At 69.2% G+C, this 23,146-nt stretch carries 17 protein-coding genes; 8 read left to right on the forward strand and 9 right to left on the reverse strand.

Going from position 1 to position 23,146, the window contains the following annotated elements:
- Window positions 1–133: 133 nt before the first annotated feature.
- On the reverse strand, window positions 134–1,093 hold the full coding sequence (locus HZ321_RS02270; protein ID WP_181701708.1) for a choline ABC transporter substrate-binding protein: 960 nt from the start codon (window positions 1,091–1,093) through the stop codon (window positions 134–136).
- A 400-nt stretch (window positions 1,094–1,493) separates the two neighbouring features.
- On the opposite strand from HZ321_RS02270, the gene betI reads away from it, so the two are divergent.
- Both betI and betA read left to right on the forward strand, forming a co-directional pair.
- Window positions 1,494–2,078, forward strand: a complete 585-nt coding sequence (betI, locus tag HZ321_RS02275) for a transcriptional regulator BetI (RefSeq protein WP_181699796.1) — start codon at window positions 1,494–1,496, stop codon at window positions 2,076–2,078.
- The gene (betA, locus tag HZ321_RS02280; RefSeq protein ID WP_181699798.1) at window positions 2,071–3,729 is read left to right on the forward strand and encodes a choline dehydrogenase; all 1,659 of its coding nucleotides are present in this window, start codon (window positions 2,071–2,073) and stop codon (window positions 3,727–3,729) included. Before betI ends, betA begins: the two co-directional genes overlap by 8 nt.
- A gap of 17 nt (window positions 3,730–3,746) precedes the next feature.
- Here the strand turns inward: betA and HZ321_RS02285 are convergent, their stop codons facing one another.
- The 8 genes from HZ321_RS02285 to HZ321_RS02320 form a co-directional block, all read right to left on the reverse strand.
- Window positions 3,747–4,340 (reverse strand): hypothetical protein, encoded by a 594-nt coding sequence (locus HZ321_RS02285; protein ID WP_181699800.1) that lies wholly within the window; start codon window positions 4,338–4,340, stop codon window positions 3,747–3,749.
- Window positions 4,341–5,540: a succinyl-diaminopimelate desuccinylase gene (gene dapE, locus HZ321_RS02290; RefSeq protein WP_181699802.1), complete on the reverse strand. Its 1,200-nt coding sequence runs from the start codon at window positions 5,538–5,540 to the stop codon at window positions 4,341–4,343.
- A gap of 103 nt (window positions 5,541–5,643) precedes the next feature.
- Window positions 5,644–6,162, reverse strand: a complete 519-nt coding sequence (locus HZ321_RS02295) for a DUF805 domain-containing protein (RefSeq protein WP_181699804.1) — start codon at window positions 6,160–6,162, stop codon at window positions 5,644–5,646.
- A 144-nt stretch (window positions 6,163–6,306) separates the two neighbouring features.
- Window positions 6,307–7,167, reverse strand: coding sequence for a 2,3,4,5-tetrahydropyridine-2,6-dicarboxylate N-succinyltransferase (gene dapD / locus HZ321_RS02300; protein ID WP_181699806.1), 861 nt, complete (start codon window positions 7,165–7,167; stop codon window positions 6,307–6,309).
- Window positions 7,168–7,251: 84 nt separating this feature from the next.
- Window positions 7,252–7,998 (reverse strand): pyrimidine 5'-nucleotidase, encoded by a 747-nt coding sequence (locus HZ321_RS02305; protein WP_181699808.1) that lies wholly within the window; start codon window positions 7,996–7,998, stop codon window positions 7,252–7,254.
- A 92-nt stretch (window positions 7,999–8,090) separates the two neighbouring features.
- The gene (locus tag HZ321_RS02310) at window positions 8,091–12,224 is read right to left on the reverse strand and encodes a translocation/assembly module TamB domain-containing protein (protein ID WP_181699810.1); all 4,134 of its coding nucleotides are present in this window, start codon (window positions 12,222–12,224) and stop codon (window positions 8,091–8,093) included.
- 11 nt (window positions 12,225–12,235) lie between these two features.
- Entirely contained in the window at window positions 12,236–14,200 is a 1,965-nt protein-coding gene (locus tag HZ321_RS02315) for an autotransporter assembly complex protein TamA (RefSeq protein ID WP_181699811.1), read from the reverse strand.
- 543 nt (window positions 14,201–14,743) lie between these two features.
- Complete coding sequence (locus HZ321_RS02320) at window positions 14,744–15,106, reverse strand: DMT family protein (protein ID WP_181699813.1); 363 nt, start codon at window positions 15,104–15,106, stop codon at window positions 14,744–14,746.
- A 194-nt stretch (window positions 15,107–15,300) separates the two neighbouring features.
- Here HZ321_RS02320 and HZ321_RS02325 point away from each other — a divergent pair, with 194 nt between their 5' ends.
- The 6 genes from HZ321_RS02325 to HZ321_RS02350 all read left to right on the forward strand — a co-directional run bounded on the left by HZ321_RS02325 (window position 15,301) and on the right by HZ321_RS02350 (window position 23,068).
- The gene (locus HZ321_RS02325; protein WP_181699815.1) at window positions 15,301–16,554 is read left to right on the forward strand and encodes a sarcosine oxidase subunit beta family protein; all 1,254 of its coding nucleotides are present in this window, start codon (window positions 15,301–15,303) and stop codon (window positions 16,552–16,554) included.
- A gap of 11 nt (window positions 16,555–16,565) precedes the next feature.
- The gene (locus HZ321_RS02330; protein WP_181699816.1) at window positions 16,566–16,868 is read left to right on the forward strand and encodes a sarcosine oxidase subunit delta; all 303 of its coding nucleotides are present in this window, start codon (window positions 16,566–16,568) and stop codon (window positions 16,866–16,868) included.
- Window positions 16,865–19,873, forward strand: a complete 3,009-nt coding sequence (locus HZ321_RS02335; RefSeq protein ID WP_181699818.1) for a sarcosine oxidase subunit alpha — start codon at window positions 16,865–16,867, stop codon at window positions 19,871–19,873. Before HZ321_RS02330 ends, HZ321_RS02335 begins: the two co-directional genes overlap by 4 nt.
- Complete coding sequence (locus HZ321_RS02340) at window positions 19,866–20,435, forward strand: sarcosine oxidase subunit gamma (RefSeq protein ID WP_181699820.1); 570 nt, start codon at window positions 19,866–19,868, stop codon at window positions 20,433–20,435. The genes HZ321_RS02335 and HZ321_RS02340 overlap by 8 nt, the downstream gene beginning before the upstream one ends.
- Before the next feature lie 130 nt (window positions 20,436–20,565).
- Window positions 20,566–21,678: a GlxA family transcriptional regulator gene (locus HZ321_RS02345; RefSeq protein ID WP_244635534.1), complete on the forward strand. Its 1,113-nt coding sequence runs from the start codon at window positions 20,566–20,568 to the stop codon at window positions 21,676–21,678.
- Between the two features lie 133 nt (window positions 21,679–21,811).
- Window positions 21,812–23,068, forward strand: a complete 1,257-nt coding sequence (locus HZ321_RS02350; protein WP_181699822.1) for an aromatic ring-hydroxylating oxygenase subunit alpha — start codon at window positions 21,812–21,814, stop codon at window positions 23,066–23,068.
- The last annotated feature ends 78 nt before the right edge of the window (window positions 23,069–23,146 follow it).

Raw genomic sequence — 23,146 nt, forward strand, 5'->3', positions numbered from 1 at the left:
CGGCGGGGGGGCCTGGGGGCGGGAGGGGGCTGGGGTGGCGGGGGGGGGGGGTGGGGGGCGGCGCCGGGGGGGGGGGCCGCCGAAGCCTGTTCCAGGCGGGAGGGCCGACGTCACCGCCGGCCCGCTGGCGGCGTCAGGAGCCGAGCTTTTCCTTGACCGCGGCAAGGCCGTCCTTGCCGTCGACGGTCGTCACGTCGGCAAGCCAGCCGTCGAGCACGTCCATGTTGGCCTTGAGCCAGGTGGTGGCGGCATCCTCGGGGCTCTCGCCATCGTCGAGGATCTTGCCCATGATCTCGTTCTCCATCGGCAGCGAGAACTTCAGCTGCGAAATGAACTTGCCGACGTTCGGGCACTCGGCGACGTAGCCCTTGCGGACGTTGGTGAAGACGGTTGCGCCGCCGAAGTTGGGGCCGAACACGTCATCGCCGCCGGCAAGGTACTCCAGCTGGAAGTTGGAGTTCATCGGGTGCGGCGCCCAGCCGAGGAAGACGACCGGCTCCTCGGCCTTCACCGCGCGGGCGACCTGCGCCAGCATTCCCTGCTCGGAGCTTTCCACCACCTCGAAGCCGTCGAGGCCGAACTGCTTGGCCTCGATCATGCCGAGGATCAGGCGGTTGCCGTCGTTGCCGGGCTCGATGCCGTAGATCTTGCCGGCCAGCTGGTCCTTGAACTTGGCGATGTCCTGGAAGGACTTCAGCCCGGCGTCAAAGGCGTACTTGGGAACGGCCAGCGTGTACTTGGCGCCTTCCAGGTTGGCTCCCAGCACTTCTACGTCGCCCTTGTCGCGGTAGGGCGCGAGGTCGGCCTCCATGGTCGGCATCCAGTTGCCGAGGAAGACGTCGATATCCTTGTTGGCGAGCGAGGTGTAGGTGACCGGGACGGAGAGCACCTTGACGTCGGGCGTGTAGCCGAGCGCGGAGAGCACGACCGAGGCGGCGCCGGTGGTGGCGGTGATGTCGGTCCAGCCGACGTCGGCGAAGCGGACGGTGTGGCAGGCTTCCGGGTCGGCGGCCCACGTCGGCGTGGCCATGATCGCGGTGGCTGCGCAGAGCGCGGCTACAAGCTTGGTCTTCATCGAATACTCCCTGTCCATCTCGATCGCGCACTGCGCCTGCCCGGACCGCGGACAAGCCATGCGTTCGGTTCCCCTCACCGGGTGTTGCGCCAGACTATCCTTGTGCGGGCGCAAACGCGACGGTGTCGGCCCCCTGGCCAGTTCCGGCGTTTGCCGCCGGACGGTGTGGATGTCCCGTCGCGCCGGCATTCCGGTTCGCAGATCGGGCCCCGTTCCAGCCACCCCGGTGTCGAGGCAACCGTCCCTGCGGGTTTTCACGGACCCCATCCAAGCATCGGTTCGGCGGCTTCGCAAGTTTTTCTTGATTGATGGATCAATCAAAAATACGGTCCGGGATGTTCCCAGGAAGGTTTGTCGCCTTCGGATCAAGTCCGTGACGGAAACGTTCAGCAACCCGGCGCCCGGGTGGAGTGAAACCATGCCCAAGGTCGGAATGGAGCCGGTTCGCAAGCGCGCGCTGATCTCGGCGGCGATCGAGGCCATCCACGACCGCGGGATGGGCGGCATCACGATGGGCGACATCGCCAAGCGGGCGGGCGTGTCCTCGGCGCTGGCCCACCATTACTTCGGCTCCAAGGACGATCTCCTCATCGCCACCATGCGCCACCTGCTGGACGAGCTCGGCGAGGAGTTCCGCGCGCGGCTCGCTGCGGCGAAGGGGCCGATGGCCCGCATCGAGGCGATCATCGAGGGCAACTTCGCCGCCGCGCAGTTCCAGCCGGCCACCATCTCGGCGTGGCTCGCCTTCTACGTCCAGGCGCAGCACGACGGCGAGGCGGCGCGGCTGCTGAAGATCTACCTGCGGCGGCTGGAGTCCAATCTGGTGCACGCGCTCGGCGAGCTGGTGCCACCGACGGTCGCGCGGGAAACGGCGCGTGGGGCGGCGGCAATGATCGACGGGCTCTGGCTGCGCGCAGCGCTGCCGGCGGTGGACGTGCCGTCGAGCGAGGCGGTGCGGCTGGTCAAGGGATACGTCAGACAGGTGGTGCAGCGACATGCGTGAAGCCGATTTCATCATCGTGGGGTCCGGGTCGGCCGGGAGCGCGCTCGCCTCCCGCCTGTCGGAGGACGGCAAGAACACCGTGCTCGTCCTGGAGTTCGGCGGAAGCGATTTCGGCCCGTTCATCCAGATGCCGGCGGCGCTCTCCTACCCCATGAACATGGGCCTCTACGACTGGGGCTTCCGCGCCGAGCCGGAGCCGGCGCTGGGCGGCCGGTCGCTCGCCAGCCCACGCGGCAAGGTGATCGGCGGATCGTCGTCGATCAATGGAATGGTGTTCGTGCGCGGACACGCCCGCGACTTCGACACTTGGGAGGAGATGGGTGCGCGCGGCTGGGGGTTTGCCGACGTGCTCCCCTATTTCATGCGTCTGGAGAACGCCCACGACGGCGGCGACGAGGGCTGGCGCGGCACCAAGGGTCCGCTGCACGTCACGCGCGGCAAGCGCAGCAACCCGCTCTACAAGGCCTTCATCGAGGCGGGGCGGGAGGCCGGCTTCGGGATCACCACCGACTACAACGGCCGCATGCAGGAGGGCTTCGGCCCGTTCGAGATGACCGTCTGGAAGGGCAAGCGCTGGTCGGCGGCCGATGCCTACCTGAAGCCGGCGCTGAACCGCGAAAATCTGGAGCTCTCCAAACGCACGCTCGCGCGCAGGATCGTGTTCGAGGGCAAGCGCGCGGTCGGCGTGGAGATCGAGCGCGGCGGCCGGATCGAGATCGTCCGGGCGCGGCGCGAGGTAATCGTCTCCGCCTCCCCGTTCAACTCGCCGAAGCTGCTGCTCCTTTCGGGCGTCGGGCCCGCCGAGGAGCTGAAGCGGCACGGGATCACCGTGATCGCCGACCGGCCGGGCGTCGGCAAGAACCTGCAGGACCACCTGGAGGTCTACGTCCAGCAGGCCTCGAAGCAGCCGATCACCCTCAACGGCCATCTCAGCCTCATCGCCAAGGGGCGGATCGGCCTGGAGTGGCTGCTGTTCCGCTCGGGCCTCGGCGCCACCAACCACTTCGAGGCCTGCGCCTTCGTGCGCTCCAAGGCCGGGGTGGACTATCCCGACATCCAGTTCCACTTCCTGCCCGCAGCAATCCGCTACGACGGCAAGGCCCCTGCCCCGGGCCACGGCTTCCAGGTCCACGTCGGGCCGATGCGCTCGCCGTCGCGCGGCGAGGTCACGCTGAAGAGCCACGATCCGCGCGTCGCGCCGAAGATCCGCTTCAACTACATGTCGCACGAGGACGACTGGCGCGATTTCCGCACCGCCATCCGCCTGGCCCGCGAGGTCTTCGCGCAGCCCGCCTTCGATCCCTATCGCGGCGAAGAGATCGCGCCCGGTCCGAACGCTACTTCCGACGAGGCGCTCGACGCCTTCGTGCGCGATCACGTGGAGAGCGCCTACCATCCCTGCGGCACCTGCCGGATGGGCGCGGCCGACGACCGTCACGCGGTGGTCGATCCGGTCGGCCGGGTGATCGGCGTCGAGGGTCTCAGGGTGGCGGATTCTTCGATCTTCCCGCAGGTCACCAACGGGAACCTCAACGGCCCTTCGATCATGGTCGGCGAGAAGATGTCCGACCACATCCTCGGCAAGCAGCCGCTTCCGCGCGCCAACCACGAGCCGTGGATGCATCCGCGCTGGCAAACGGAGCAACGCTGAGCCTCGGGGTCATCGGGTCAGATGCCGACGACCGCCTGCACCAGGACCCGCACCAGCATTCCGGATACCAGGTCCAGCACGACGAGCCCGGCCACGAAGCCGACCGGCGCGCCGGTTGCGATGCGCGTGATCACAAACTGGTAGCGCAGGACGACGCCGAAGCCGATCAGCATCAGGATCTCCTCGGCCTCGTAGCCGATGATGCCGAGCAGATAGAGCAGGCTCGGCGCGACGATCGGCAGAACGGCGAGAAGCTGCGCCCAATTGAGGGCGACGATCAAAGGCACGTAGGTGCGCTGGAGCCCCAGCGGGCGGGCGAGCAGAGCCAGCAGGATCGGGTAGTCCAACCAGTCCAGGATAAGGGTGACGAGGCTGGCGACGAGGAAGGCGGAGGCGGGAAAGGTTTCCGCGTCGACCGGGGTCGCGGCCAGAATGTGCTGGCGCTCGGCGGCGAGCGCGATGCCGAATGCCGGCAGGATCAGGACGATCACCCCGAAGGACCGCCAGAAGCCGCTGAAGGATAGGTCCAACTGGCGAAGCCCCTGCGGGTCGCCCTTGAACAGGGCCCAGGCGGCTCCCGTGGAGCGGGAAATCTCATCGGTCGAGAACATCTAGGAACCCGTCGCGAAATAGCGCTCGAGAAAGAGGCGATAGATGCGGGAAAGCGTGACCAGGTCAGCGGTGTCCACGCGCTCGTCGATCTGGTGCATCGTGCGTCCCACAAGCCCGAACTCGACCACGGGGCAATAGTTCTTCACGAAGCGCGCGTCGGAAGTGCCGCCGCCGGTGGAGAGTTCCGGCCGGCGGCCAACCACCGCCTCGACGGCGTCGGAGAGGCCGTCGATCAAGTCGGCGGCGTGGGTCAGGAAGACGTCCGACACCACCGGCTCGAAGGCAAGATCGAACGCCGCTGGACCCGTGCCCGGCCGGCGGAGCGGCGTGTCCGCGGCAGCGCGGGCGGCACGATCGGCGATCTCGGCCTTCAGGGTTTCGGCGGTCCAGAGGTCGTTGAAGCGAACGTTGAAGGCGAGACGCACCTCGGCGGGGATCACGTTGAAGGCCCGGTTGCCGGTCTCCACCGAAGCGATCTCCAGGTTGGAGGGCTCGAAGCGGGCCGTTCCCTCGTCGAGCGGGGGATCGCACAGCGCGGCGATGAAGGCAGGCAGCGCGCGCACCGGATTATCGGCCAGATGCGGATAGGCGACGTGGCCTTGTATGCCGCGCACCGTCAGCGTGCCGGACAGCGAGCCGCGGCGTCCCACCTTGATGGCGTCGCCGAGCGCCGCCGGATTGGTCGGCTCGCCGACGATGGAAGCGGCGAAGCGCTCGCCGCGTTCGGCCGCCCAGGCGAGCAGCTTGACGGTGCCGTTGATCGACGGCCCTTCCTCGTCGCCGGTGATCAGAAGGGAGATACGGCCGCCGAAGTCGGGGCCGCGGTCGGCGATGAAGTCCAGCGCCGCGGCGGCGAAGGCGGCGATGCCGCCCTTCATGTCGACCGCGCCGCGGCCGTAGAGCACGCCGTCCTCGATCGCGCCCTCGAAGGGTGCGTGCGACCAGCGGGCCGGGTCGCCGGGCGGCACGACGTCGGTGTGGCCGGCGAAGACCAGGTGCCGATCGCCGGTGCCGATCGCCGCGAACAGGTTCTCCACGTCGGGCGTGCCCGGCTCCGCAAACACCGGCCGCTCGATCGCGAAGCCGGCCGGGGCCAGGAGGCGCTCCAGGAACGCGAGCGCGCCGCCCTCCTCCGGCGTCACGGAGGGGCAGCGGATCAGATCGCGGGCGATGACGACGGGGTCGTGAACGGTGTTCATGCCGTCCGGTGTAGGAGCCCGGACGACGGGGGTCAATTGTCGTGGATCAGCATGGCCGAAGGTTGCAAGCGGCGGCGGGGGAAGCCCGGCGCCGCAGCCGGCCTCAGAGCCCGCGCTTGCCGAAGGTCGGGCGCGCGCCCGGCTGCCAGCCCGCCGGCTTGGACCAACCCTCTGCCACCGGCACGGGGGCCGGGCGTGACTGATACTCCTCCGCGCTCTTGCGTATGATGCGCGCCGTCACCTCCTCGCGGACGAGGGCATCGACCTCGCGCCGCTCGCTGGGGTCGAGGTCGAAGCGGTTGGGTCCGTCGGTGCCGCGCAGGAAGCCGCATTCGACGAACACCCAGAGGCTGCCGACGTAGGGCACGAAGTTCATCAGGATCCACAGCGCCGACTTGTCCCGGTCATGCCAGCGCTTGGCCTGGATGGCGAAGGAGCAATAGACGTTCACCAGCAGGAGAAAGCCGGCCAGGACCACCGTCGACGTGCGCAGGTCGTCGTCCTGAAGGTCGATGACGATTGCGGCCACCGCGCCGGTGCCGACCAGAAACAAGGGTATGCTGCACAGCCAGTAGACGGCCCGGCCGATGCGGCCTCTCCAGCTGAAGAAAATGGACGCCAAGCTCATCGGGTTCATGCCCCCCGGGAATAGACCCTGGAGTTGTGCCCTCCGGCGGCGAAACAGATCGATAACGCGCAACTTCGCGGCGCAACATTCAACCGGCAGAGTTGACCGCCGGTTGACGAATCCGCCTCCAGTTGAGTTTTAGTCGCGTAGCAGTTCGTTGATGGACGTCTTGGAGCGGGTCTTCTCGTCCACCCGCTTGACGATCACGGCGCAGTAGAGGCTCGGGCCGGGCTCGCCGTTCGGCAGCGGCTTGCCGGGCAGCGAGCCGGAGACCACCACCGAATAGGGCGGCACCTTGCCGTAGAAGGTCTCGCCGGTCGCCCGGTCGATGATCTTGGTGGAGGATCCGATGAAGACGCCCATCGAGATGACCGAGCCACGGCCGACCACCACGCCCTCGACAACCTCGGACCGGGCGCCGATGAAGCAGTCGTCCTCGATGATGGTAGGCCCCGCCTGCATCGGCTCCAGCACGCCGCCGATGCCGACGCCGCCGGAGAGGTGCACGTTCTTGCCGATCTGGGCGCAGGAGCCCACCGTCACCCAGGTGTCGACCATGGTGTCGGTGTCGACGTAGGCGCCGAGGTTGACGAAGGAGGGCATCAGCACCGCCCGCGGGGCGATGTAGGCCGAGCGGCGAACGATGGCGCCGGGCACGGCGCGGAAGCCGGCCGCGCGGAACTCGTCCTCGCCCCATCCGTCGAACTTGGAGGGAACCTTGTCCCACCAGGTCGCCTGCCCCGGCCCGCCGGGAATCACCGCCATGTCGTTGAGGCGGAAGGAGAGCAGCACCGCCTTCTTGAGGAACTGGTTGACGTGCCAGTCGTCGCCGATCTTCTCGGCGACCCGCGCCTTGCCCTCGTCCAGCAGCGCCAGCGCCTTCTCCACCGCATCGCGCACCGGGCCGTGCGTGTCGAAGGTGATCGAAGCCCGGTCCTCCCAGGCGGCGTCGAGCGTGGCGGCAAGGTCGGCGTGGCGCGTCAAGGCGTCGGTGGTCATCGTGTCGGTCCCGCGGTTCGGAAGTCGCGGGACCCTAGTGAAACTTCACCGCCGACGCAACGTGGGGAGAAGACACCCCGTCACTCAGTCCGCCAATGCGCCAGCGACGGCGTTGACGAAGCCGGTGAGGTCGTCGGTGACAAACTCGACGTGGGGGGCGTCGTCGCCCTCCAGTTCCCAGGCCTCGCGGAAAACCTCTCGGGTGCCCTGCGGCACCACCAGGACGGTGCGCATGCCGAGGGCGTGCGGGACGGCGAGGTTGCGGGAGAGGTCCTCGAACATGGCCGCGCGTGCCGGCGAGACGCCGGTCTGGCGGATGAACATGTCGTAGGTCTCGCGGTTGGGCTTCGGCATCAGGCCGGCGGAGACGATGTCGAAGATGTCCTCGAAGTGGCCGTCGACGCCGAGTTGGGCGGCCGTGCGCTCGGCATGGCTGCGGGAGCCGTTGGTGAAGATGAAGCGACGACCCGGGAGACGGGCGAGCGCCTCGCCGAGCCCCGGATCGGGCGCGATCACCGAGTGGTCGATGTCGTGGACGTACTCCAGGAAGTCGTCGGGCGCGATGCCCTTCTCCACCATCAGGCCACGCAACGTGGTGCCGTAGCGCTGGTAGTAGTCCTTCTGGACGGTGTTCGCCTCTTCCGGCGCGATGCCGAGCAGGCGGGCGACGTAGTCGCGGATGCGGACGTCGACCTGCGCGAAGAGGTTGGTGTGCGCGGGATACAGCGTGTTGTCGAGGTCGAAGACCCAGGCCTCGACGCCGCGGAAGATGCGCAGATCATGCAGGTGGACGTGACGCCCCTCGCGGGGGCGGAAAGGAAGCGCGCTCAACTGGAACCAACCTCGGTCGCCTTCGGGAGACCAGTATATAGGGCGCCCGGCGACGGAAGGTTAACGGTGGAGCGGGGAAATCCGCCGCACCGTCAATATTCCTTCTCGTAGTAGATGCCCGCCCGGGTACCGGCGTCGGTGCCCACTTCGGCGCGGGCCTTCAGGTTGTCGGTGATGTCGAGATTGACCGAGACGCGGCTCTGGCCGCTGCCGCCGGCGGTGACGCCGAGATAGACGTTCTCGGAGATGTAGCGGCCGGCCTCCACGGCGGCGTTGCCGGAGCTGTCCGTGACGATGTCGAGGTTGTCGAGACCGGTGGAGTTGCGCAGCCGGCCGAGCAGATCCGGCCCGCCGCCGCCGCCGGAGAACTGCGCCACCGCCGCCGCGAGCCGGGCGATCTGGAACGGCGAGAGCTCGGTGATCGAGCGGCCGAACAGGAACTGGGCGAGGATCTCGTCCTGCGGCAGCTGCGGCGAGGAGGAAAGCACGATGGTCGGGTCGGAGACCGATCCCGTCACGGACGCGGTGACCGAGATGCCGTTGTTGGACGAGGTCGCGGAGAAGTCGATCAGCGGATTGAGGTTGCCGACCAGGGTGATCGTGCCGCGATCGAAGGTGATGCGCTGGCCGATGATGTCGAGCCGGCCGCGGCGCATCTCGAAGCTGCCGACCGGCTGAACGGCGCTGATCGGACCGGTGAGGCGGACGCTGCCGCCGAGTTCGGCGTCCAGCCCCCGTCCGCGCACGAAGATGCGGGCGGGCGCGTCGATCTGCAGGTCGAACACGATGCCGCCGGCCTCCGCGGGTGCAGCCCCTCCCCGGCCACCGCTGACCGCGATGCGCGCCCGTTCCAGCGTCCGCCGCACGTTGACGGGCGGCAGGCGGTGTCGGACATCGAGCAGCGTCGCGTTGCTCGACAGGCGCTCCGGCACGGTGATCTCGACGCGGTCGACGACCAGCCGGCCGCCGAGGGTGACGGTTCCGGCGAGGGCGCCGGTGGCGGTCACGGTGCCGCTCACCTCGCCGCGGGCGAGGTCGCCGCTGGCGAAGGCGGCCCGGGCGAGGTTCACGGACACGTCGACCGGCCGGTCGCCCGTGAGCCCGATCGTGCCGCGGCCAGACAGCGAGCCGCCACGCGGTGTGGAGGCGACCAGTCGTTCCACCGTCGCCGTGGTCCCGTCGAAGCGGAGCGTGAGGCCGATGCCGGTCAGGCGGTTGCCGGTCTCCGGGTCGTTCAGCGTCGCGCCGTCGACGGTCGCCGACCCGGCCACGGCCGGCGCCTGGACGCTGCCGGTGACGCGGGCTTCGATCTGGGCCGTGCCGGCGACGCGTGCGCCTCGTTCGGCGAGCGCGCTGTTGGCGACGGAGAGCGGCGCCGAGCCCGTGACGGCCACGTCGAGAACAACGCCAGCCAGCGGCGCCCGGCCGCTCGCGCGCAGCGACAGGCCCTCGGCACCGGAAACGGTCGCCTCGAAGGTCACCGCGTTGTCGGCGAAGCGGCCGCTGCTCTCCAGCGCCAGCGGCGACAGGCCGGCGGTGCGGAGGGCGTTGGCGGTCAGGCCTGTGCCGTTGGCGCGGAAGTCGACCACCGGCGCGGCGAAGGTGCCCGACACGTCGGCGCGACCGGAAATGGTTCCGGCAGCACCGAGATCGGCGACGAAGCCGTTGGCGATGGCGGCCGGCAGGCCGGAGATCTCGGCGGCAAGCTGCAGCGCGTCGCCGACGGTACCGGTGACCGTGACCGACCCGCCGGAGACCGAGGCCGCCGCATCGACGTCGAAGGCATCCCCGTTCGGCGTCGCGGTGGCGCGCAGGGTCTCCACGGTGACGCCGGCGACCACCACTTGCGCGGCCTGCGCCTCGCCGCCGAACACCGGCCGTCCGAGCAGGTCGGAGGCGACGGCGTCGATCGCCGCGGTGCCGATGCGGACGGCGGCGACCTGGAGATCACGGGCGGTCGCCTTGACCGTTGCGCTCTGCTCGCCGTTCTCGGGGCGCAGCGTGATGTCGGCGTCGACGGCGCCGGAGCCGTCGACCAGGAACAGCGGCGCGATCACGGAAATGTCGGGCGACGTCAGCCTGACGTTGCCCGTTGTCAGACCGTCGGGCGCCGTGGCGAGCGAGCCGGTGGCGCGGGTCTCGCCGGCGGTCGCGACGAGGTTGTCGAGCCGCCGCGTGCCGTCCGGGTCGGTGGCGATGGCGGCCGCAAGGTTCAGCGCCACGTCGGCGAGGCTACCGGCGACCGTGACGTCGCCGTCGACGTCCGCCCCGGCCACCCGGCCGACAAACCGCGCCTCTGCATTGCGGAGCGGCTTGCCGGAGAGGTCGAGCGCGTCGGCGCGGATCGCGGCAGTCACGTCGGGCGTCTCGCCGTTGCCGGTGAGCCGTGCATCGAAGTTCACTGGTCCCTTGGCGCGCGGCGTGACGAGCGCGAGGTCGGCGAGTCGCGCGATCACGGAAAGGTCCGCCCGGGCGAGATCGTACATGCCGTCGAGGCGCACCTCGGCCTGCGCGTTGACAAGGTCGAGCGCGTCGAAGCGAAGGCCCTCGGTGTCCCGCAGAACACGGCCGGTCAGGCGGGTCTCTCCCTTCAGGAGCGGGTCCAGCGCTGGGATGCCGGCGGAAACGTCGGTCGCCGTGCCGTCGGCGACGAGGTCGAACGCGCCGCCGATCAGGGCGAAGCGGCCGTCGAGGGCGACGTCGAGCGCGCCTGCGAGCGTTCGGCCGGCCAGCCCGGAGAAGGGCTCCAGGCTCGCCGCATTGAGGCGGGTGCGGCCGTTCACGTCGGCGCCGATCACGCCGGAGAAGTTGAGCGCGGCGTTGGCATTGCGCACGAAGGCACGCTCCACGGCGACGTCCTCGCCCGCGGTCCAGCGGCCGGTGGCGGCGAGGGTCACCGCATCACTGACGGCGCGGGCGAGCGCGGCGTCGGGCGCGGTGATGCCGCTGAGGTCGCCGGAAAGGTCGAAGGTGAGGCTGCGGGCGGCGGGATCCTGGAGGTTGGCGGCAATGCCGCCGGCCTCTATCCGGGCGCGGCCGGCGTTCAGCGTCTCGGTGCGGAAGTCCTCCACGTCGAACACCGCGGTCCAGCTTTCCTCCTCGCCGCCGAAAGAGACCTGGAAGGTGCCGCCGCCGATCGATCCGGCCGCATTGCCGGGGATGACCACGGCGCCTTCGCCGTTCTTGCCGACGCGACCGTCGACGGAGATGCGGGTCGGGAAGCCGTCGGGCGCGAGCGCGCCGTTGACGGCCAGCGTCAGCACGCCGGAGGAAAGGTCGAGGCGCGACAACGTCACGCCGCCGGCTTCCGCCCGCGTCGCGTCGATCGCCAGGCGAGAGGATCCCGCGACGTAGTCGGCGTAGGCGGCCGGCACGAGCGGCTGCAGGTTGCCGTTGACGTCGGTGATGAAGCGGTAGCCGCCCTCCACGGCCGCGATGGTGGCGCGGCCGGAGACGAGCTGCGCCCCGTTGGCGGCGAGCGCAATGTCGGCGGCGAAGTTGGAGACCGGACCGGATCCGGCGATGCGGAAGCCGAGCGCCGGCCGGTCCGGGATGCCGAGAAGGTTGGAGACGACACCGTTCTGGGCCTCCTCCAGCGACAGGTCGAGGTCGAGCTGCTCGGTCTCGTTGGCGTAGGCGACCTTGATGGCGAAGCGGCCGCCGGGGCCGTCGGTGCGCACGATCGCAAGGTTGCTGTCGAGCGCGCCGCCGGTGAGGTTGATGCTGCCGTCGACCGACAGGGTCGCGGGGGCACCGAGCACGGGGGCGCCAAGCTCGATCGCCGGAACCGCCAGCCGGTCGATCAGCACCTCCACCGGCAATTCGGGCACGGCGAAGCTCGAGGCCGCGGGATCCGGCGTGCCGCTTGCGACCGGGTTGCGGCTGTAGACGATCCTGTCCGCTTCGAGGAGGTCCACGTCCAGGCGGCCGCGCAGCAGGGCGAGGCGGCTCCAGACAAGGTGCACGTTCTCCAGGCGCAGATACTCGCCCTGCCGGTCGGACACCGTGATCGAGGCGATGCGCACGTCGGACGACAGCACGCCGTCGATCGAGCCGATCGAGATCCGCCGGTCAGGGGTGGAGATCTTGTCCTCCACGAAGCTGACGAAGCGGCCCTTCTCCTCCGAATCGTCCTCCTGGGCATCCGCCGCGCCGAACAGGACGACGCCGGCGACCAGCACGACGAAGCCGAGCAGGATGGACGCGATGCGGGCGAAACTCGTCATCGGTCTCTCCTTCAGAAGGCCTGGCCGAGGCCGATGTAGAGCGCGAAGGCGGGGTCGTCGTCGCCCGGATTGAGCGGGACGGCGGCGTCAACCCGGATGGGCCCGATACCGGTGTCGTAGCGCAGCCCGATGCCGGCGCCGATCTTCAGGTCCTCGGAGAAGTCCGGCACGCTGGACAGGAACGACTGGCCGACGTCGACGAAGGGCACGATGCCGATCGAGTCGGTCACCTTGGCGCGCACCTCCAGCGAGGCTTCCACGTAGGAGCGGCCGCCCACCACCTCGTCGCCGATGCGCGGGCCGACGTTGCGGAAGCCGTAGCCGCGGACCGAGCCGCCGCCGCCGACGAAGAACAGCCGGCTCGCCGGTATCTCGTCGCGGGAGGCGCCGACGATGGTGCCCACCGCCGCGCGGGCGGCGAGCACGAAGCTGTCGTCGCCGCTGAGCGACAGGTAGGTGGAGCCTTCCAGATCCGCGACCAGGGCGCCGTTGCCGCCCTTGAAGTCGAAGAAGGGCTCCAGCCCGAGCGTGGTGCGATAGCCGGACGTCGGGTTCAGCTCGTCGTCACGCGCGTCGTAGGTGAGCGTGGACGGCAGGCTGAGCAGGAGGAACTGGTTGGTGCCGAAGGGGTCCTCGATCTCCGACGCTTCCAAATTCAGCGCCACCGTGCCGCTTAGGCCCTCGAAGAACTCGTGGGCGAGGCCGACACGGGCGCGCACCGCGGTCTCCGTGTAGGTGTCGAGCGGTTCGCGGCGGGCGGAGATCTCGGCGGTCAGATCCGTCAGCGGCGTGAGGACGCCTGGCTTCAGGAAGGTCGCGCCGAGGTGATAGGTGAAATCCGCCGGATCGGTGGAAGCGACGCCGCCGACTCGGCCCTCCAGGCGCAGCTTTTCGGCCTGCCCGAACAGGTTGCGGTGCTCCCAGTAGGCTTCCAGGCCAGCACCGTCCACGGTGGAGTAGGACGCGCCGCCGCCGATCACGCGGCGCGGCCGCTCGGCGACGTTGACGGTGAGCGGCAGCGTTCCGTCGGGGTTGACCGTATCGGCTTCCACCACCCGGCTGGAGGCGAAGACGCCGAGGCGCTGTAGCTGCTTCTCGGCCTTCTCGATGTCGTCGGGGTCGTATTCGACGCCGGGTTCCAGCCCCGTCATATAGGCGACGAAGGCGGGGTCCATGTACTCGGTGCCGGTGACCGACACGGGGCCGTAGGCGGCGCGCTGGCCGGAGCGGGCGGCGATCGTCACGTCCAGGGTGGACGAGGGATGATCGGCGACGGCGTCGCGGCTCTCGATGTCGGCCTTGGGATAGCCCTGCTGGCGCCATTCCTCGATCAGCGCCTGCTCGGAGTTGAGGACGATGCCGGATTTCGCGATAGCGCCCGGGACGAGGCCGAAGCTTTCCGGCGTTTCCTCCACCTGATCGTCGGGGTCGCTAGTCGCGGGCGCGCGGCCGGAGATCGCGACCTCGCCGAAGGCGAATCGCGGGCCGGGGTCGACGTCGATCCGTACCGGCACGGGCTTGGGCAGAGCCGCGTCGGGATCGATGGTCTCCGGGTCCTTGCCGTCGACGGTGATGCGCACCGTGCCGCCGTAGAATCCGTCGGCGTAGAGGCCGGCGACGATGCGGCCATACTCGGCGCGGGTGCGGGACAGGAAGGAAGCGGTGGAGGGCGGCGGATCCTCCTCGCGCTCGGCCCAGAGCAGCGAGGACGCGCGAATCCGCTCCTCGACGTCCTCGTCGGGCGTCGCAACCTCGACCTCGACCGCATAGGGCTGCGAATCAGGGGGCAGCGGCTCCTTCTCGTCCTCGAAGAAGGTGTAGCCGAACAGCTCGAAGGCCGCGGCGGGAGTGAGTCCCGCCCCGAAGGTCGTGGCGGCGATCAACGCCACCAGGCTGACTGCGAGGACCGGTCTCCCCCCGCCGCGCGCAGCTCGCCGGGGCGGCCGCGCCACCCCGAAGTCCCGTCCCATCCGCATCAAAGCTCCCGGAACCCCGTACATAGGAGGAGCCACCCCACCATTATGGTAACCGAACCGGAGGCGGAACGGAACCTTCGGCGGTAGATGGGGTGGGATCGGCGTGGATAAAGGGGGATATGGCGCGATCCCCTACTGCGGTCATGGGCCAATCACGCACCGGCGCCCCGCCTCCGCGTCCGGACCCACCACCCCATCCCACCGTCATGGTCGGCGAAGGCGGACCACCCACGACTTTGTCTATGCCGGCCGGCAAGCACCGCCGAAGGTGCGTCGTCACGGAAAAAATGCGTGGGTGGTCCGCCTTCGCGGACCATGACGGCGGTCGGATTGAAGCAAGAAGCGTCGTTCGATCGCGACCCAACGCCACTACGGGCGCGGACCTCGATCAGGGAGGGGCGAGAAGCGTCGCCTAAAAGGATCAATCCCGTGCAGGCCCGTCCTCGGAATCCTCTTCACCCGTCATGGTCCGCGAAGGCGGACCACCCACGACTTTGTCGATCGCTTGGAGACAACGAAGACCCGCCGGATCGCACCTTCGACTCACGAGCCGATCGGGCCGCGGAAGATGAAGCCGGCGCCGACGGCGATGAAGGCGAAGCCGATCAGGTGGTTCCAGGTGACGGCTTCCTTCAGGTAGACGACCGAGAAGATCACGAAGATCGTCAGCGTCACCACCTCCTGGATCGTCTTCAGCTCGGCCGCCGAGTAGGTGCCGTAGCCGATGCGGTTGGCCGGGACGGCGAGGCAGTATTCGACGAAGGCGATCATCCAGGACGCGATCACGACCACCCAGAGCGGCTTGTCGGTGAACTTCAGGTGGCCGTACCAGGCCAGCGTCATGAAGAGATTGGAGGCGATCAGCAGGAGAACGGGCGCGACATGAGGCGAGGTCAGAAAGGGCATTCGCAAGGATCCGCGTCAGGAAGGGTCGTGGCAGGTCCATCCCAGGACCGTGCGGTGACGGCGAGGCCGCGGTGCATTTCGAACGGTTCCGACATTCATGTCGCAAACGTTCAAATCAATCGCCGTCTCGGTGCTTTCGGTCGCGCACGATTGCCAGGATAGTTGCGCCGGATCGATAGCACGCGGTGGCGCCCATGCAGAAGTACTCCGCCTTTGAGCTCTTCAAACGCGCCCTCGGGGGCCACCAGGGCTGGGAACGGCAGTGGCGCCAGCCGGCGCTGAAGCCGGCCTACGACGCGGTGATCATCGGCGCCGGCGGGCATGGCTTGGCGACGGCCTACTATCTCGCCAAGGAGCACGGCGTCCGCAACGTGGCGGTGATCGAGCGGGGGTGGCTCGGCGGCGGCAACACGGGCCGCAACACCACCATCATCCGCTCCAACTACCTCTTCGACGAGAGCGCGGCGCTCTACGACCACGCGCTGAAGATCTGGGACACGCTCTCCCAGGACATCAACTACAACGTCATGTACTCGGCACGCGGCGTGATGATGCTCGCCCACACGGTGCACGACGTGCAGTCGGCCAAGCGGCACATCCACGCCAACCGGCTGAACGGGGTCGACAACGAGTGGCTGACGCCGGAACAGGCCAAGGAGTTCTGCCCGCCGCTCAACATCAGCCAGAACATCCGCTACCCCATCATGGGCGCGGCCCTGCAGCGGCGTGGCGGCACGGCGCGGCACGACGCGGTTGCGTGGGGCTACGCCCGGGCGGCGGACGCGCTCGGCGTCGACATCATCCAGAACTGCGAGGTCACCGGGATCCGGCGTGACGCGTCCGGCGCGGTCGAGGCGGTGGAGACCACCAAGGGCGTCGTGCGCACGAAAAAGGTCGGTGTCGTCGCGGCCGGGCACACCTCCGTTGTGATGGCGATGGCCGGGCTCCGGATGCCGTTGGAAAGCTATCCGCTGCAGGCGCTGGTGTCGGAGCCGGTGAAGCCGGCCTTCCCTTGCGTGGTGATGTCGAACACCATCCACGCCTACATTTCCCAGTCCGACAAGGGCGAGCTCGTGATCGGCGCCGGCACGGACGCCTACACCAGCTATTCCCAGCGCGGCGCGCTGCACATCACCGAGCACACGCTCGACGCCATCTGCGAGCTGTTCCCGATGTTCCGGCGCATGCGGATGCTGCGCAACTGGGGCGGCATCGTCGACGTGACGCCGGACCGCTCGCCGATCCTGTCGAAGACCGCCGTGCCCGGACTCTACGTCAACTGCGGCTGGGGCACGGGCGGCTTCAAGGCGACGCCGGGCTCCGGCCACGTTTTCGCGCACACGATCGCCCGTGACGAGCCGCATCCGATCAACGCGCCGTTCACGCTGGACCGCTTCCGCGACGGCTATCTCATCGACGAGGCCGCCGCCGCGGCCGTGGCGCACTGACGGGGGCAACCATGCTGATCATCAACTGCCCCATCTGCGGGCCGCGGCCGGAGATCGAGTTCCGCTACGGAGGCGAGGCGCACGTCGCCCGGCCGGCCGGCACTGAGACGCTGGACGACCAGACGGTCGCCGACCGGCTCTACATGCGCACCAACCCGAAGGGCCTCCATTTCGAGCGGTGGCGCCATGCGCACGGCTGCGGGAAGTACTTCAACGCGGTGCGCGACACCGTCTCCGACTTCTTCGTGACGACCTACAAGGCGGGCGAGCCCAAGCCCGACGTCGCCGCCCTCCTCAAGGACCAGGCCCGATGAGCGCCCCGTTCCGTCTTCCCGCCGGCGGCCGGATCGACCGGTCGAAGCCGCTCTCCTTCAGCTTCGACGGCAAGAGCTATCCGGGCTTTGCCGGCGACACGCTGGCGTCCGCGCTGATCGCCAGCGGCGTCCACCTGATGGGCCGCTCGTTCAAGTATCACCGCCCGCGCGGCTTCCTGACCGCCGGACCGGACGAGCCGAACGCGCTCGTCGGCGTCGGCGCCAGCGACGACCGCTACACGCCGAACCTGCGCGCGCCCGTCGTCGAACTGCACGACGGGCTGGTGGCGGAAAGCCAGAACCGCTGGCCGTCGCTCTCCTTCGACGTCGGCGCCATCAACGACGTGCTGCTCGGCCGCTTCATCCCGGCGGGCTTCTACTACAAGACCTTCATGTGGCCGAAGTCCTTCTGGAAGTCGGTCTACGAGCCGAAGATCCGCGCCGCGGCCGGGCTCGGACGGCCGCCGAAGGATCCGGATTCGGCCCGCTACACGCAGGTCTACCACCACACCGACATCCTGGTGATCGGCACCGGACCGGCGGGCCTTGCGGCCGCGCTCGCCGCCGCGAAGTCGGGCCTCCGCGTCCTCGTCTGCGACGAGCAGCCGGAGTTCGGCGGCTCGCTGCTGCACGACCTTTCCTCCTCGATCGACGGCAAGACCCCGGCACAGTTCGTGGCGGATGCGGTTGCCGACCTCGCGCGGCAGCCGAACGTCACCCTCCTGACGCGGACGACCGCGTTCGGCTACACCCCGCACAACATGATCGGCCTGATCGAGCGCGTCACCGATCACATCGCGCACGCCGATCCGAAGCTCCCTCGCGAGCGGATGTGGCACGTCCGCGCCGGCGAGGTTGTACTCGCCACCGGCGCGATCGAGCGGCCGCTGGTGTTTCCGGAGAACGACCGTCCGGGCGTGATGCTCGCCGACGCGGCGCGCGCCTATGCCAACCGCTGGGCGGCGAAGCCCGGCAGCCGCGCCGTGGTGGCGACCGCCGACGACGGCGCCTACCGGGCCGCGCTCGACCTCAAGGCCGCGGGCGTGGAGATCGCGCTCATCGCCGACATGCGCGCCAATCCGACAGGGGCTCTGGTCGCCCAGGCCCGCGCCGCCGGCATCCGCGTCGAAACCGGCTCGGTCGTCACCGGCACGCGGGGACGCCTGCGCGTGAAGACCGCGCACGTCGCGCGGCTCGACGCCAATGGCAACGCCGGGGCGCCGGAGCCCTTCGCCTGCGACCTCGTGCTGATGTCGGGCGGCTGGACGCCGACGGTGCACCTCTTCTCCCAGTCGCGCGGCAAGCTCCGGTGGGACGAGGCGCTCGGCGCCTATGTGCCCGGCACCTCGGCGGAGCGCGAGCGTTCGGCCGGCGGCTGTCGCGGCGTCTACGACCTCCAGGCCGTGCTCGCCGACGGAACCGCCGCCGGCGAGGACGCCGTACGCGCGGCGAAGGGCATGCCCGGCCCGTCGCGTGGGTTCATGGTCACAGGGAGCCCCGCCACCAGCGGCGGCTATCTCGGCGCCGTGCCGCACGACCGCAACCCGGCGACCGTGAAAGCCTTCGTCGATTTCCAGAACGACGTCACGGCCAAGGACCTGAAGCTCGCCACCCGCGAGGGCATGCGCTCGATCGAGCACGTCAAGCGCTACACCACCACCGGCATGGCGACCGACCAGGGCAAGACGAGCAACATGAACGCGCTCGGCATCGTGTCGGACAGCCTGAAAACGCCGATCCCGCAGATCGGCCTCACCACCTTCCGCATGCCCTATACCCCGGTCACCTTCGGCGCCTTCGCCGGCGCTTCCCGCGGCGACCTGTTCGACCCTGTCCGCCGGACGCCCGCCCACGACTGGGCAGTCGCCGAAGGCGCGACATTCGAGCCGGTCGGCCAGTGGAAGCGCGCGTGGTGGTTCCCGAAGGCGGGCGAGGACATGCACGCGGCGGTCGACCGGGAGGTCAAGGCGATCCGCACCTCCGTCGGCCTGTTCGACGCGTCGACCCTCGGCAAGATCGAGGTGGTGGGTCCGGACGCGGCGAAGTTCATGGAGCTCATGTACACCAACGCCTGGGCCAAGCTCGGCGTCGGACGCTGCCGTTACGGGGTGATGCTGCGCGAGGACGGCTTCGTGATGGACGATGGCGTGATCGGGCGTATCGCCGACGATCGCTTTCACGTCACGACCACCACCGGCGGCGCGCCGCGGGTGCTCGCCCATATGGAGGACTATCTCCAGACCGAGTTCCCGCACCTCGACGTGTGGCTGACCTCGATCACCGAACAATGGGCGGTGATCGCCGTCCAGGGCCCGAAGGCGCGCGAGGTGATCGCGCCGCTCGTCGACGGGGTGGATCTCTCCACGGCCGCCTTCCCGCATATGAGCGTGCGTGAATGCAAGGTCTGCGGCGTGCCGGCCCGGTTGTTCCGCGTTTCCTTCACCGGCGAGCTCGGCTTCGAGATCAACGTGCCGGCCGACTACGGCCGCGCGGTGTGGGAGGCGGTGCACGCGTCCGGCAAGCCGTTCGGCATCACGCCCTACGGCACGGAGGCGATGCACGTCGCACGCGCCGAGAAGGGCTACATCATCGTCGGCCAGGAGACGGACGGAACCGCGACGCCGGACGACGTCGGGCTCGGCTGGGCGATCGGCAAGACGAAGCCCGACTTCGTCGGCAAGCGCGCCCTCGCCCGTCCTTCGATGGCCAACGCCGACCGCAAGCAGCTGGTCGGCCTTCTCACCAAGGATCCGAAGACCACGCTGGAGGAAGGCGCGCAGATCGTCGCCGACGCTCATGTGGAGATGCCGGCCCGGATGATCGGCCACGTCACCTCGTCCTACCAGAGCCCGACGCTTGGTCGCTCCATCGCCATGGCGATGGTGAAGGGCGGGCGGGCGCGGATCGGCTCGTCGCTCTTCGTGCCGATGCCGGATGGCGTGATCGAGGCGACCGTGGTGGAACCGATCTTCTACGACAAGGAAGGAGCGCGCCTCGATGCTTGATGTGCCGACCCGGCGGATCACCGCCTTCGCCGATCGCTCCTTCGCCAGCCCCGCCGACAAGGCGGTGCGGATTGCGGAGGCATCGCCCGCGGCCCGCTTCGTGGTGCGGGGCCGGGCCGCCGTGCCGCAGACGGCCGCAGTGGCGCTGGGCTTTCCGCTGGCCACCGACGTCTGCCGCGCCGCGCTCGGCGGCGAAAGGGTCGCCCTCTGGCTCGGCCCCGACGAGTGGCTGGTGATCGCGCCCGAACACGAGGCGGAAAGCCTCGGCGCGGCGCTCGCGTCTGCGCTCGCTGGCGTGCCGCACGCGCTCGTCGACGTGTCGCACCGCAACGTCGGGCTGACGGTGAGCGGCCCGAAGGCCTCCTACATCCTCAACCACGGCTGCCCGCTGGACCTGTCGCTCGCGGCCTTCCCGGTTGGCATGTGCACCCGGACGATCCTCGCCAAGGCCGAGGTGGTGCTGTGGCGCACCGCCGAGGACGCATTCCGGCTGGAATGCTGGCGCTCCTTCGGACCCTATGTGGCGGATTTCCTGGAGGAGGCCCGCACCGAATTCAAGTGAGGCGCCTTGGCGCTTTTCCAGTGAAACGCGGCCCTGGCCGCATGGCCCTTGTCCAGCGGGCCTGTCGATGCGCACATAACAGAACGGGGACGCGCACGTCGGGCGGCTGAAGGGATCGGGAGGTGAGCTCATGCACATGCGCGAGGGGCGCAACCGCCCCCTCATGAAGGACCAGGGCGGGTCGGCGCAGCGGCCGCGGCTCTCCGTCGGCTTCATCCTGGCCGACAACTTCACGCTTTCCGCCTTCTCGCTGTTCGTCGATCAGCTCAGGCTCGCCGCCGACGAGGGCGACCTGTCGCGGCCGATCAACTGCCAGTGGACCATCATGGGTTCGCGGCCGGATCCGGTGAAGGCGTCCTGCGGCGTCACCGTCTCGCGCACGTCCGGCTTCGTCGATCCGAACCGGTTCGACTACGTGGCCGTCGTCGGCGGGCTGCTGCACGCGGGCCGGCAGGTGGACGACGCCACGATCGACTACCTGCGCCAGACCGCCAAGGCCGGGGTGCCGCTGATCGGGCTCTGCACGGGCTCGTTCGTGCTCGCCCGCGCCGGCCTGATGACCGGTCGGCGGTGCTGCGTGAACTGGTACCACTACCAGGACTTCCTCAACGAGTTTCCGCATCACCACCCGGTGGCCGACCGGCTGTTCGTGGTGGACGGCGACCGCATCACCTGCCCCGGCGGCGGCTCGGTGGCCGACCTCGCCACCTGGATCGTGGAGCGCTCGCTCGGCCGCGCGGTGGCGCAGAAGAGCCGGCAGATCATGGTCTTGGAGCAGGCCCGGCCCGGCACCGCCGCACAGCCGCACCCGCCGCTCGCCGACACCATCGGCGACGAGCGCGTGCGTCGCGCGCTGCTGCTCATGGAGCAGCACCTGGCCGATCCGCTGCTGATCGCCGACATCGCCACGCGGCTGCAGCTCTCGACGCGCCAGCTGGAGCGGCTGTTCCAGACGGTGCTCGGCATGCGGCCGGCCGCCTTCTACCGGTCGCTCCGTTTGAAGTACGCGCACTGGCTGCTCGACAACACCGACCGCTCGGTCACCGACATCGCACTCGAAGCCGGGTTCTCCGACTGCGCCCACTTCTCCCGCCACTTCAAGGCGCTGCACGGGCTGACGCCGTCGGACATCCGGGCGCGCAACGGCCGGATCAAGCCGGCGGTCGAGGACGCCGAAGGGCTGATCGCGCCGCTGGCGCCGTTGAAGGCGATGGAGATCGCGGGCCACCGGTTGTTCGAATAATCGTCTCGTGCGGTGGATGTCGCATTCCTCCGCACCGGTCTGTCGAAATGCGACAAGTCGGGGCTCTCCGCCCCGTGAGCAAATGCCGGAGAGATGGTCCGCGCTGATCCAGCCGGCCGGAGGATTGCAAGACATGCTCGACCGCAGCACCGAAAGCCCGCGCACGCTCCTCAAGCGCCGCAAGCCGAACCACAGCCTTGAGCAGGCGTTCTACACCAGTCCGGAGATCTTCGACCTCGATATCGAGGCGATCTTCTTCCGCCACTGGATCTACGTCGGCGTCGAGCCCGACGTGCCGGAGGCCGGCGACGTGATGGTGGTGGACATCGGGCGCGCCTCGGTGCTGATCACCCGCGGCGACGACGACGTCATCCGCGCGTTCCACAACGTCTGCCGCCACCGCGGGGCGCGGCTGATCCACGATCCGAAGACCACCGTCGGCAAGCTGGTCTGCCGCTACCATGCCTGGACCTACGACCTCGACGGCAAGCTCCTCCACGCCGACCACATGGGCCAGGAGTTCGACACCTCCTGCCACGGCCTGAAGCCGGTGCACCTGAAGAGCCTGGAGGGCCTCCTCTTCATCTGCCTCGCGGACGAGCCGCCCGCCGACTTCGAGACCATGGCGGCGGCGATGGGCCCCTACCTCGCCCCGCACGACATCCGCAACACCAAGGTGGCTTTCCAGTCCGACCTCATCGAGGAAGGAAACTGGAAGATCACCATGGAGAACAACCGCGAGTGCTACCACTGCGCGGGCAACCATCCCGAGCTCACCGTCCCGCTGTTCGAATACGGCTTCGGCTTCTCGCCGGAGTCCATGGACGAAGCGAAGGCCAAGGAGGCTGACCGCTACGCCTGCATGGTCACCGACCTCCATGGCGAATGGGAGGGCTCCGGCTTCCCGTCGGCGGAGATCGAGCACCTAGACGACATGACGACCGGCTTCCGCACCGAGCGCCTGCCGATCGACCGGGCCGGCGAGAGCCAGACGCTGGACACCAAGGTCGCGTCCCGCAAGCTGCTCGGGAACCTCACCAATCCGAAGATGGGCGGCCTGTCGTTCTGGACGCAACCGAACAGCTGGCACCACTTCATGAGCGACCACATCGTCACCTTCTCGGTGATCCCGCTGTCGCCGGAGCGGACGCTGCTCCGCACCAAGTGGCTCGTCCACAAGGATGCGGTCGAAGGCGTGGACTACGACCTGAAGCGTCTCACCGAAGTGTGGATCGCCACCAACGACCAGGACGGCCAGCTGGTCGGCATCCAGCATTCCGGCGTGATCAGCCCGGCCTACGAGCCCGGTCCCTACTCGCCCTACACCGAAGGGCTCGTGGAGAAGTTCGTCAGCTGGTACTGCCAGCGGCTCGCGGCCTATCTGGGCTGACGCGCGGTTCAACGCAACGGGCTCCGTTCAGGCGGGCGGAGGCCCGCGACCCGAGGGGAGGCGCGCCACGCGGCTCTC

Source organism: Chthonobacter albigriseus, from assembly GCF_013839445.1.
Classification (GTDB): domain Bacteria; phylum Pseudomonadota; class Alphaproteobacteria; order Rhizobiales; family Pleomorphomonadaceae; genus Chthonobacter; species Chthonobacter albigriseus.

Bases quoted from the DNA above. Each gene is read 5' to 3' on its own strand.
- HZ321_RS02330 (WP_181699816.1), top strand. From the start codon at position 16,566: ATGCTGATCATCAACTGCCCCATCTGCGGGCCGCGGCCGGAGATCGAG.
- HZ321_RS02325 (WP_181699815.1), top strand. From the start codon at position 15,301: ATGCAGAAGTACTCCGCCTTTGAGCTCTTCAAACGCGCCCTCGGGGGC.
- HZ321_RS02320 (WP_181699813.1), bottom strand. From the start codon at position 15,106: ATGCCCTTTCTGACCTCGCCTCATGTCGCGCCCGTTCTCCTGCTGATC.
- HZ321_RS02335 (WP_181699818.1), top strand. From the start codon at position 16,865: ATGAGCGCCCCGTTCCGTCTTCCCGCCGGCGGCCGGATCGACCGGTCG.
- betI (WP_181699796.1), top strand. From the start codon at position 1,494: ATGCCCAAGGTCGGAATGGAGCCGGTTCGCAAGCGCGCGCTGATCTCG.
- HZ321_RS02345 (WP_244635534.1), top strand. From the start codon at position 20,566: ATGCACATGCGCGAGGGGCGCAACCGCCCCCTCATGAAGGACCAGGGC.
- betA (WP_181699798.1), top strand. From the start codon at position 2,071: ATGCGTGAAGCCGATTTCATCATCGTGGGGTCCGGGTCGGCCGGGAGC.
- dapE (WP_181699802.1), bottom strand. From the start codon at position 5,540: ATGAACACCGTTCACGACCCCGTCGTCATCGCCCGCGATCTGATCCGC.
- HZ321_RS02315 (WP_181699811.1), bottom strand. From the start codon at position 14,200: ATGCGGATGGGACGGGACTTCGGGGTGGCGCGGCCGCCCCGGCGAGCT.
- HZ321_RS02270 (WP_181701708.1), bottom strand. From the start codon at position 1,093: ATGGACAGGGAGTATTCGATGAAGACCAAGCTTGTAGCCGCGCTCTGC.
- HZ321_RS02350 (WP_181699822.1), top strand. From the start codon at position 21,812: ATGCTCGACCGCAGCACCGAAAGCCCGCGCACGCTCCTCAAGCGCCGC.
- HZ321_RS02310 (WP_181699810.1), bottom strand. From the start codon at position 12,224: ATGACGAGTTTCGCCCGCATCGCGTCCATCCTGCTCGGCTTCGTCGTG.
- dapD (WP_181699806.1), bottom strand. From the start codon at position 7,167: ATGACCACCGACGCCTTGACGCGCCACGCCGACCTTGCCGCCACGCTC.
- HZ321_RS02340 (WP_181699820.1), top strand. From the start codon at position 19,866: ATGCTTGATGTGCCGACCCGGCGGATCACCGCCTTCGCCGATCGCTCC.
- HZ321_RS02285 (WP_181699800.1), bottom strand. From the start codon at position 4,340: ATGTTCTCGACCGATGAGATTTCCCGCTCCACGGGAGCCGCCTGGGCC.